General features: G+C 65.7%; 6 protein-coding genes. 4 read left to right on the top strand and 2 right to left on the bottom strand.

Going from position 1 to position 11,184, the window contains the following annotated elements; translation table 11 throughout:
- Window positions 1–54: 54 nt before the first annotated feature.
- Window positions 55–1,740 (bottom strand): amidohydrolase, encoded by a 1,686-nt coding sequence (locus A3736_RS10075; RefSeq protein WP_067682535.1) that lies wholly within the window; start codon window positions 1,738–1,740, stop codon window positions 55–57.
- Between the two features lie 109 nt (window positions 1,741–1,849).
- On the opposite strand from A3736_RS10075, the gene A3736_RS10070 reads away from it, so the two are divergent.
- The 4 genes from A3736_RS10070 to A3736_RS10055 all read left to right on the top strand — a co-directional run bounded on the left by A3736_RS10070 (window position 1,850) and on the right by A3736_RS10055 (window position 10,580).
- Window positions 1,850–3,106, top strand: a complete 1,257-nt coding sequence (locus A3736_RS10070; RefSeq protein ID WP_067682531.1) for a threonine ammonia-lyase — start codon at window positions 1,850–1,852, stop codon at window positions 3,104–3,106.
- A gap of 184 nt (window positions 3,107–3,290) precedes the next feature.
- Window positions 3,291–4,151 (top strand): arginyltransferase, encoded by an 861-nt coding sequence (locus A3736_RS10065; RefSeq protein WP_067682528.1) that lies wholly within the window; start codon window positions 3,291–3,293, stop codon window positions 4,149–4,151.
- An 88-nt stretch (window positions 4,152–4,239) separates the two neighbouring features.
- Complete coding sequence (locus A3736_RS10060) at window positions 4,240–6,345, top strand: autotransporter assembly complex family protein (RefSeq protein ID WP_067682526.1); 2,106 nt, start codon at window positions 4,240–4,242, stop codon at window positions 6,343–6,345.
- Window positions 6,345–10,580, top strand: a complete 4,236-nt coding sequence (locus tag A3736_RS10055) for a translocation/assembly module TamB domain-containing protein (protein ID WP_067682523.1) — start codon at window positions 6,345–6,347, stop codon at window positions 10,578–10,580. Before A3736_RS10060 ends, A3736_RS10055 begins: the two co-directional genes overlap by 1 nt.
- Here the strand turns inward: A3736_RS10055 and A3736_RS10050 are convergent.
- Window positions 10,574–11,176 (bottom strand): fasciclin domain-containing protein, encoded by a 603-nt coding sequence (locus A3736_RS10050; RefSeq protein WP_067682520.1) that lies wholly within the window; start codon window positions 11,174–11,176, stop codon window positions 10,574–10,576. The two genes, A3736_RS10055 and A3736_RS10050, sit on opposite strands and share 7 nt — an antisense overlap.
- Between the last annotated feature and the right edge of the window lie 8 nt (window positions 11,177–11,184).

Genomic DNA, 11,184 nt, shown 5'->3' with positions numbered 1-11,184 from the left:
AGCTGAGGTTAACGCGATCCGGAACCCCGACCGACCGACGCCGTAGACAAAGACTCATTCGGCATCCTTTGCATAGACCCGGCGCCCGCCCACCCAGGTTTCGAGCACCATGGTGTCGCGGATCTGTTCTGGCGTGGCCAGCAAAGGATCGCGATCCACCAGCACGAAATCGGCCCGTTCGCCGACCACCAGCTTGCCGAATCGCCCTTCGCCGAACCCGGCATAGGATCCATTCGCGGTAAAGGCGGTGAGCGCCTGTTCGCGGCTGACCGCTTCCTGCGGCCGCCAGCCGCCGAAGGGTTGTCCGTTCACATCGGTGCGCGTGAAGGCAGCGGCGAGTCCGGCGAAGGGATCGGGCGATTCGACCGGCGCATCCGAACCGAAAGCCAGCATTGCGCCCGTCGCGGCGATCGTCTTCCAGGCATAGGCGCCGTCCAGCCGGTTCGGGCCGAGGCGCGCTTCGGCCATCGTGCGATCGCTGGTCTGGTGGACCGGCTGCATCGAGGCAATCACTTTGGCCGACGCGAATTTCGGGATATCGACCGGATCGACGATCTGCGCATGTTCGATCCGCCAGCGCCGATCGCCCGAAAAGCTGTCGGAAATATCGGCGACGGCATTCAGCGCTTCGGCATTGGCGGCGGTCCCGATCGCGTGGACGGCGATCTGGAACTGGCCGCTGGCGGCGCGTACCATAACGTTGCGCAATTGCGCCGGGCTCATCAACGGCAGGCCGGTATTGCCCGGATCGTCGGCATAGGGCTGCTTCAGCCAGGCCCCACGCGAACCGAGCGCCCCGTCGAGATAGAGCTTGATGCCGTTGAGCCGCAATTTGTCGTCGTACAGCCATTGCGTCGGGCGCGGACCGGCGATGGCTTCCATCGTATCGGCATCGGTCGCGTAGGACATGATGCGCAATGTCAGCCGCCCGCCATCGCCCGCGCGGCGGAAGGTGTGCCAATCGTCCATGCTGGTGCCCATGTCGGCGGCGGCGGTAATCCCCATCGAATGCAGCAGTTCCTGCGCGCGCAAGAGAGCCATATCGCGCTCGGCGGGGCGCGGGGCGGGGACCACGCGCTGGACCAGCGCTTCGGCGGCATCAACGAACACGCCTGATGGCTTGCGCGAACCGGGCAGGCGCTCGATCCGGCCACCTTCCGGATCGGCGGTGGCCGCGCTTACGCCTGCCGCTTCGAGCGCCAGCGTATTGCCCCAGGCGGCATGGCCGTCCACCCGGCTCAGCCAGACGGGCCGATCGGACACCGCACTGTCGAGTTCCGCAGCGGTCGGGAAGCGACCGAGGCCCCATTTCTCCTGATTCCAGCCGCGCCCCAAAATCCACGGACGGGCGGGATTTTCGGCTGCGAATCGACGGATCTTGTCGAGTGCTTCTTCCAGCGAATTGGTATCCGACAGGTCCAGCGTGAGCTGCGCGATGCCGAGCTGCATCACGTGAAGATGCGCGTCGACCAGGCCCGGCAGCATGACGCGACCTTCCCCGTCGAGCAGATAATCGACGTCGCGCGGGCGATTGTCGTTCCGGTCGTAAACCGCCTTCACGCGCCCGCCGTCGTCGATCAGCAGCGCGGTAAAACGGTCGATATTGCCGTCCTCGTCGATCCGCACGCCGTCGACATTCTCGATCAGCTGATCGGCGAGAGCGGGCGTTGCGGTGAGTGCGGTCGCGAGCGCGCAGGCGCTGGCGAGGAACAGGCGGCGGGCGGTCTTTATGGATGTCATGGGGTGACGGGTTATCGGGGAAGGGCGCCTTGCGGAAGGGCTAAGCGCGAAGCCATCCGGCATTTTTGCGCGATTGCGCCGATTGGCCGCGCGCCGTAGGGCACCGGCCATGAGCCAGCAGCAGGACAGCACCGCAATTTCCGAGAAGGCGACCGCTCTTCTCACCATCGATCACGTGCGCGCCGCCGCCGGGCGTATCGCGGGGCAGATCGTGGAAACGCCGATGCTGCATTCGCAGACGCTGTCCAAGATCACGGGCGCCGATATCTGGCTCAAGTTCGAGAATCTGCAATTCACCGCCGCCTACAAGGAGCGCGGCGCTCTGAACGCGCTGTTGCAATTGCCGGAAGAGCAACGTTCGCGCGGCGTGATTGCGGCATCTGCCGGCAATCACAGCCAGGGCCTGTCCTATCACGGGACGCGATTGGGCGTGCCGGTCACGATCGTGATGCCAACGACCACGCCGACCGTCAAAGTGATGCAGACCGAGAGCGTGGGCGGCAAGGTCGAGCAATATGGCGAGACCTTCGACGAGGCCTATGCCCATGCCCGCAAGCTTGAAAGCGAGCGCGGGCTGACTTTCGTCCACCCCTTCGACCATCCGCATGTCGCGGCAGGACAGGGAACGGTGGCGCTGGAGATGCTGGAGGCCAAGCCCGATCTCGACTGTCTGGTGGTCCCCATCGGGGGCGGCGGCCTGATGAGCGGCATGGCGACAGTGGCCAAGGCGCTGAACCCGGCGATCGAAATGGTGGGTGTCCAGGCCAAGCTGTTCCCGTCCATGTACGCGCATCTGCGCGGGCAGGACATGGCCTGCGGCGGGGACACGCTGGCCGAGGGAATCGCGGTCAAGGCGCCGGGCGAATTCACCTCGCAGATCATCGCGGAACTGGTCGACGAAGTGCTGCTGGTGGACGAACCGGCGCTCGAACACGCGGTCTCGCTGCTGCTGCAGATCGAAAAGACCGTGGTCGAGGGCGCGGGCGCTGCGGGGCTAGCGGCAGTGCTGGACCATCCCGAACGCTTCGCCGGGCGCAAGGTCGGGCTGGTGCTGTGCGGCGGCAATATCGACACCCGCCTGCTCGCCAATGTGCTGCTGCGCGATCTGGTGCGCAGCGGACGGATGGCGCGGCTCAGGATCACCTTACAGGACCGGCCGGGCGCTCTGTTCCGGGTGATGGGCGTGTTCGACGCGCACAATGTCAACATTCTCGAAATCCACCACCAGCGCATCTTCACCTCGCTGCCCGCCAAGGGGCTGTTCACCGAGATCGAGTGCGAGGCCCGGGACGAGGCGCAGATGCGCGGACTGGTCGCGGCCTTGCGCGACAAAGGCTATTCGGTCGAGGAAGTCGCCGTCGATTGACGCGAGGGCGATTTTTCAGCCGTTAACCACGCGTCCCGTTCCGCGAATGCGACCATCGGATCAAGGCTACGCAGAAAACGTGGTTAAGAACCTTTTAACGGCGGATCGAAACAGGCATAAACATGTCTCCAGACAAGGGCGGCATCCTTCGCCCTGTCCGTAAAGGCCCAGGAGACAGCCCGCCGTGACGGCACCGATCCGCTTCCCCCGTTTTTTCGTGACCGCCCCGTCGCCCTGTCCGTACCTGCCCGGCAAGAGCGAGCGTAAGGTGTTCACCGAATTGCGCGGCGAGAATGCGGACGAGCTGAACGAGGCGCTGGGCCGGATCGGTTTCCGCCGCAGCCAGACCGTGGCCTATCGCCCCAGCTGCCTCGATTGCCAGGCCTGCGTTTCGGTGCGCGTGGTGGCGCCGGAATTCCGTCCGTCCAGCAGCCAGAAGCGGCTGATCAAGGCCAATCGCGATCTGGTGGCGACCGATTGCCGCCCCTGGGCGACCGAGGAACAGTTCGAATTGTTGCAGAAATATCTTTCCGTTCGCCATCCGGGCGGCGGGATGACGCATATGGAAGAAACCGACTTCGCCGACATGGTGGAGCACACGCCGGTCACCAGCACCGTCATCGAATATCGTGAGCCTACCGAAGACGGACGTCCGGGCCGTCTCGTCGGTGCCTGCCTCACCGATGTACAGGCTGACGGGCTGTCGATGATCTACAGCTTCTACGATCCCGACCATGCGGAGCGTTCGGGGCTTGGCACCTATATCATATTGGATCATATGCGGTTGGCGGCAGAGCGTGGGCTGCCATATGTCTATCTCGGCTATTGGGTCGCCGGGTCGGACCGTATGCAATACAAGGTCAGGTTCCGGCCGCTGGAGCGGCTTGCCCGGTCGGGATGGGAGCGGATTTCGGATGAGGAGCAGACGAGGCTCATCGCCTCCGCCACCGCCTCGCGCTCGCCCGAACGCCTTCAGGGCCGCGCCTGCAAGGACGCCGTGCCTTCTGACGCGTCGGAATCCGCACGCTACGACTTCGTCGGCTGACGCTTTTGTCCTAACCTTCGGCAAGATTCTGCGGCCGGTTGCCGGGCGCTTTCTCTGCGCGAGCGGAATTCTCACGCTCGCCATAGCCATGCCGCTGGCGGCGCAGGATCAGGCGACCGACGCCGCCCTGGAAGACCTGATCCCCGATAGCGCGGTGGAGAACCCGCAGGACTGGGCCATTGAAGAATTCGGGCAAGGTCCGGACGAGACGGATTTGGGCGGGGAAGAGATCGACGAGCTTGATCCCGAAACGCCGTTGGACGACTCTCCGGAAATCTCGGTACAATGGCCGGACGATCTCCAATTGTCGCCGATCGAAATCGACCTTCCCGAAGAGGACATCCAGTTCGCCGATCTCGACGTCGCCGGGCCGGATGTGGCCTTTACCGAGGCCGATCTTGTGCGCCTCAACGATTCGCTCACGCTCGGCTTTCCGCAACTCGATCCGCCCTTCACCGAGCGCGGCGATTTCGTGGAGCGGTTCGAAGCCCTCTCCACCATCGAGGAGCTGGACGGAGACGGTGAGAACATCGCCCAGCTCGCTGCGCGCGCCCGCGAGGACGAGGAATTGCTGGCCGAATTGCTGCGGGTCTACGGGTTTTACGACGGGCGGATCGTGCGCTCCATCGGGACGACTGCACCGGGCGGCGCAAGCGCGAATGACGGCGCGACGCCGAATCCTACCGTGCGGTTCGATGTCATTCCCGGCGAACGCTATCGGTTCGGCGCGATCGATCTGGGCGCGCTCGCCATGGCGCCGGATGCCGAAACTTTGCGGCGCGCCTTCGAGATCGAGAGCGGCGAACCGATGCAGAGCGACCGGATCGAGACCGAACGCTTCGACCTCGACACGGCGCTGGGCGAGTTCGGCTACGCCTTTGCGCGGATAGACGAACCGCAGCTGCTGATCGATCACGAGCGCAATGAAGGCGATCTGACCATGCCGGTCACGCCCGGCGGCAAATATGTGTTCGGCGCGGTGACCAGCAGCGACGAGGATTTCCTGTCCGGCGATCACCTCGCCACCATCGCGCGTTTCGATCCGGGCGATATCTACCAGCGCAGCCTGGAGCTCGATCTGCGCCGTGCGATCACGGCCACCGGACTGGTTTCTTCAGTCACGATCGACCCGCGCGAAGTAAGCGCGCCGCGCGGCGACGAGCCGGGCGTGGTGGCGATGGATGTGGGGATCGAACGCGCCGACCTGCGCACCATCGCAGGCGCGATCGGATACGGTTCGGAAGAAGGCGTGCGCGTCGCGGCGAGTTGGGAGCACCGCAATCTCTTCCCGCCGGAAGGCGCGCTGAAGGTGCGCGGTATCCTGGGGACGCAGGAACAATTGCTCGGCGTCGGGCTGCGCAAGAACAATTTCGGCGGGCGCGACCGGATTCTGAGCCTCGATGCCTATGCCAGCACGATCGACAGCCCGGCTTTCGACGCGAACACGGCGGGGCTTCTCGCGACGTATGAGCGGCGCTCGACGCTGCTGTTCCAGAAACCCGTCAGCTGGTCGATAGGCGTCGAATTGGTCGCCACGGACGAACGCCCTCCGGCGGTCAATGGCGTCGCGGCGCCGCGTTCGACCTTCCTCGTCGCGGGTATACCCGGCTTCATCCAGCTCGATACGACCGACGATCTGCTCGATCCGACCGAGGGCTTCCGCGTCTCGGCGAATCTGTCCCCCGAGGTTTCGCGCAATCGCGGAACGCAGAGCTTCTATCTGCGCGCCCGGACCGATGCCTCGACCTATCGCCGGGTCACTGACAGCGTCGTGGTGGCGGGCCGCGTCGCGTTCGGCGCCATTCCCGGAACCGAGCTGGAGAACATCGCGCCCTCGCGCCGCTATTACGCGGGTGGCGGCGGATCGGTGCGCGGTTATGGCTTCCGCCAGATCGGCCCGCGCGACACTCTGGGCGACCCCAGCGGCGGGCGCAGCGTGGTCGAAGGCGCGATCGAAGCGCGCATCCGCACCGGGCTCTTCGACGGCGCGGTATCGGTCGTCCCCTTCCTCGATGCAGGCTCGGTCAGTCCGGACGTGATCCCCGATTTCGAGGAGATCAAGCTGGGGGTCGGCGTGGGCTTGCGCTATTACACCGGCTTCGGTCCCTTGCGCGTCGATGTCGGCGTTCCGCTCAACCCCGGGCCCAATGACAGTCCGGTCGCGGTCTACGTCTCGCTCGGTCAGGCGTTCTGATGGACGAGGAGACGCTACCCGAAGCCGAAGTCGAAACGGCGCCCAACGATGCGGCGCGTCCAAAGGGCCGCAAGCGCGCGATTGCGGGCCGGTCCACGAAATGGTTGGCCGGGATTGCGGCGGCTGTCCTGTTGCTAATCGTCGCAGCGGTCGTCACGCTCAACACGCCCGTCGGGGAGCGTTTTCTGGCGGACCGCATTGCGGCGCGCACGCTGCCCAACGGGCTCAATATCCGTATCGGGCGGATCGAGGGCAATCTCTACGGTCGCGCCACGCTTCACGATGTGGTGCTCTCCGATCCGACCGGACCGTTCATGACTATCCCGGAAGCGGAGGTGGACTGGAATCCGGGCGCATGGCTGCGCAATACGCTCGATATCGACGAATTCACCGCGCGGCGCGCCACGCTGATGCGCCTGCCCGAATTTTTGCCCAGCGAGAAGGACGGGCCGATCCTGCCCGGTTTCGATATCGCGATAGACAGGCTGGCCATCGAACGCCTGACGCTTGCCGAAGGCATCCTGGGCGGCCGGGCCGAGACGCTCGATCTGCTCGCAGAGGTCCAGCTGCGAGATCGTCGGCTGAAGGTCGATACGCGCGGCTCGATGGGATCGGGCGATCGCTTTGCCGCTCTGATCGATGCCGCACCCGACCGGGACCGCTTCGATCTCGGCCTGAATTACGTCGCGCCCGAAACCGGGGCCATCGCGCGGCTGCTGGGCGCCGAAGCGCCGTATCGTGCGCGCATCGTCGGTGATGGCAGCTGGAGCCGATGGGACGGATCGCTGTTGGTGCGACGGGGAGACGAGCGCTTCGCAGCGTTCCGGATCACCAATCGCGCCGGTCGTTTCGGCCTGCTCGGCCAAGCGACACCTGCGCCTGCGCTCGAAGGACTGCTGGCGGACATGTTCGACGGGACCGTGTCGGTGAGGGCCGAAGCGCGAATCGACAATCGCCGGATTGACGGGACCTATGCCGTCTCGGCGCCCGCCTTCGCTGCGCAGGCCGAAGGGCTGATCGATCTCGCCGAAAATCGCGTGGACGAACTCGCGCTGTCCGCCACATTACGCGATCCCGGCCTGTTCGGCGGTATCCGGCTTGAGAGTGCCCGACTCGCGGCGACTATCGACGGTGCGTTCCGCGATCTCGCTGTCGATCACACGCTGGAAGTCGGGCAGGTGGTCAGCGGCGGCACGCGCATCGCCGATCTCGTCCAGCGGGGCACTGCGCGCTATGACGGTTCGCGCTGGACCTTCCCGCTCGACGCCCGGCTGGCGCGCATTACGACTGGAAATTCGCTTCTCGATCCCAGGCTGGCGAACGGCACGGTTCGCGGCACGGCCGTGCTCAGCGGACGCAGACTGACCGCCGAAAATCTCGCTCTGCGGTTTCCCACGGCGAGTGCGGATGTCGCGGTGCAGGGCGATCTGGCGCGCGGCCTGTTCGGCATTGCAGGCGGTGTGCGCGCCCAGCAGGTCGCCTTCGACGATATCGGGCGGGCGAGCGGTTCGGCCCGGATCAGAGCAACTATCGCACCCGGAACCTGGCAGGTGCGCGCCGATCTCGATGCACGAGTGAACCCGGTGACGAATGCGACGCTGGCCAATCTGGCGGGCGAGCCGATCCGGCTGCGCGGCGGATTGCAGTTCGGCTCCGGCGCGCCTTTGCGCTTCGACGGTCTCAACGTCGCCGCGAGCAAGCTGACGGCGCGGCTCGACGGGACGATCGCGCAGGGTGTGACGACGCTGGCCGGGACTGGTCGCCATGTCGATTACGGGCCGTTCACGATCGAAGGACGGCTTGCGCCCGGCGGGCCGGAGGCCGTGCTGGTTTTCGCCGATCCTCTGCCTGCCGCAGGTTTGCGCGATGTGCGCCTCGCGATAGCGCCGGACGGGGACGGATTCCGGATCGAGACCGAGGGCGGCTCCACGCTCGGCCCGTTCGACGGCGTGCTGACCTTGCTCGCTCCGGGTGACGGGCCGACGCGGATCGCGATCGAACGGCTCAGCGTCTCGAATACGGACGTGCGCGGCGATCTGACGCTGACGGACGGTGGCATTGCCGGCGATCTGGCGCTGGCGGGCGGAGGTCTGGATGGCACGATAGCGCTGGCGCCGCGCGGCGGCGGGCAGGGTTTCGACCTCGATCTGGAAGCGCGCAACGCGGTGTTCGGCGGTGTCACTCCGATCACGATCGCGCGCGCGACGGTCGATGCGCGCGGGCTGATCGCGGATGGCAATTCGACCGTGTCCGGCACTACGCGCGGCGCGGGTCTTACCTACGGAACGCTCTTCATCGGTCGCTTCGCTGCGCAGGGCGAAGTGACGAATGGGCGCGGCACGATTGATGCTTCGATCGCCGGACGCCGCAGCGGCAGCTTCGCGATGGATCTGAAAGCAGGCATCGCGCCCGAACGGATCACGCTGGCGGCGCAGGGCGAATTTGCCGGACGGCGCATTACCATGCCGCGCCGCGCCGTGTTCGCGAAGCTGGAGGATGGCGGCTGGCGAATGGACCGCACTCTGGTGAAGTTCGGCAAAGGCGGCGTGCTTGCATCAGGACGGTTCGGAGGCGGCGAAACCGCATTCGATCTGGCCCTTTCGCAGATGCCGCTTTCGCTCACCGATATCGCCGTGCCCGATTTGGGCCTCGGTGGCACGATTTCGGGCCGGATCGAATTCGCGAAGGGCGCCGATGGATTGCCGCGGGGCCAGGCGCGCGTAAAGGTCGACGATCTGGCACGCTCGGGCCTCGTCTTGTCGAGCCGACCGGTCGACCTCGCGCTGGTCGCCAATCTGACTGCGAACCGGCTGGAGGCCCGCGCAGTGGTGGAGAACCAGGATATCAGGCGCGGACGGATCCAGGCCGTGATTGCCGGATTGCCGCAGGACGGAACGCTCGACGAGCGATTGCGGCGCGGCGCGTTGCGGGCGCAATTGCGGTATCAGGGCGCAGCGGAGAGCCTGTGGAGGCTTGCGGCAGTGGATGCCTTCGACCTTACCGGCCCGGTCGCCATTGCAGCGGACGCGACCGGTACGCTCGCCAATCCGCGCGTGCGCGGGTCGCTGCGCAGCACGGCGCTACGAGTGCGAAGCTCTCTATCGGGCACGGATATTCGCGATGTTGCCGTGCGCGGCAATTTCGCCGGATCGCGCCTGCGCCTGCTGCGCTTCAAGGGCACCGCGCCCAATGGCGGAACGGTCACGGGCAGCGGAACGGTCGATCTGGAAGGGCTGGGGGAGCGCGTGCAGGGCCGTTTCCTCGAAGCGCGCGGCCCCAAGCTCGACCTCAAGGCGGCTGCGGCGAACGCGAAACTCCTCGACGCCAACGGCATCGAAGCGACGGTGACCGGCCCCTTGCGCATCGTTTCCGACGGTTTCGGCGGGACAATCGCAGGCAGAGTACGGATCAACCGCGCGAGCTGGCAACTTGCCACGGCTGCCGAGGATATGCGCCTGCCCCGCATCGCCACGCGCGAGATCAATCGGCCCGCCGATATCGGCCAGCGCGTGGCCCCCGGACGGCCCTGGCGGTACCTGATCGATGCGCGGGGCAACAATCGTATCGACGTCGACGGGATGGGGCTCGACAGCGAATGGGGCGCCGATATCCGTCTGCGCGGAACGACGGACGATCCGCGCATCGGTGGCGAGGCGCGCGTGGTGCGAGGCGATTACACCTTTGCCGGAACACGGTTCGAATTGTCGCGCGGAATGATCGAGTTCGACGTCACGCGCCCCATCGATCCCAGTCTCGATATCCGCGCGGAAAGCGAGCGCGACGGGATCGAGGTGGAGGTGCGCGTCGTGGGCAGTTCGGAAGAACCCGAAATCACTTTCAGTTCGAACCCGGCTCTGCCCGAAGAGGAAATTCTCGCCCGCCTCCTGTTCGGCGGATCGATCACGAACCTGTCCGCTACCGATGCGCTGCAATTGGGCGCGGCGGTCGCGTCCTTGCGTGGTGGGGGCGGGATGGATCCGATCAATCAATTGCGCAGCGCGATCGGGCTCGATCGGCTGCGTATCGTCAGCGCGGATCCGGCGCTCGATCGCGGAACCGGAATTGCACTGGGCAAGAATTTCGGCCGCCGGTTCTATGTCGAGATCATCACTGACGGCAGAGGCTATTCCGCGACCGAAGTCGAATTCCGCATCACGAGCTGGCTGGCGCTGCTCGCTTCGGTATCGACGATCGGCCGCGAAAGCGTGGTGGCCGAAATCAGTCGCGATTACTGAGCGGCGGCACCGGTCTCGTCGCTGGCACCCGCATTCGTGGCGCCCTGAGGAATCAGAGCGGCATCGATTGGGATGACGACTCCATTTCCGGCTTCCGTGCCCTCGCTTGCGAAGGTCGCGCTGTTAGTGCCATCGCGCGAAACGCTGATCGCGTCTCCTTCGCGTGAGAAAGTCAGCGATCCGCCGCCCATGGTTGTCATGGTGACCGGGCCGCCCTCCGCGTCGATCGCCTGGCGGATTGCGTCGGGCGTGATATGGCCAGGCACGATATGTTCGCGCATCAGGCCGACGAGGAGTGGGCGCTGTTCGACTTCGAGCAGCAGCTGGCCGCTTTCGCCCAGGGCCGCGAACGCCTCGTCGGTCGGAGCGAAGATCGTATAGCTGCCCGATCCATCGAGAACTCCGGCAAGCTGCGCGTCGGTAAGAGCGCCGGACAGTGTCGAAAGATTGCCCGCAGAGGCGATCGCTTGAGCGACCGTGTCCCGATCGGTCGCTTCGGTTGCAGGGGCTTCCCCCGGTTCGGAGCTGCATGCCGCGAGAGCCAGGCTGGCAGGCAGAGTGACGAGCGCCAGAGAGCGCCAAGTGCGATTGAACATTATGAAAC

Source organism: Erythrobacter sp. HI0063 (assembly GCF_001635685.1).
Classification (GTDB): Bacteria; Pseudomonadota; Alphaproteobacteria; order Sphingomonadales; family Sphingomonadaceae; genus Qipengyuania.
Note: the sequence above shows the minus strand (reverse complement) of the source record. Positions and strands in the feature narration are given on the sequence as shown.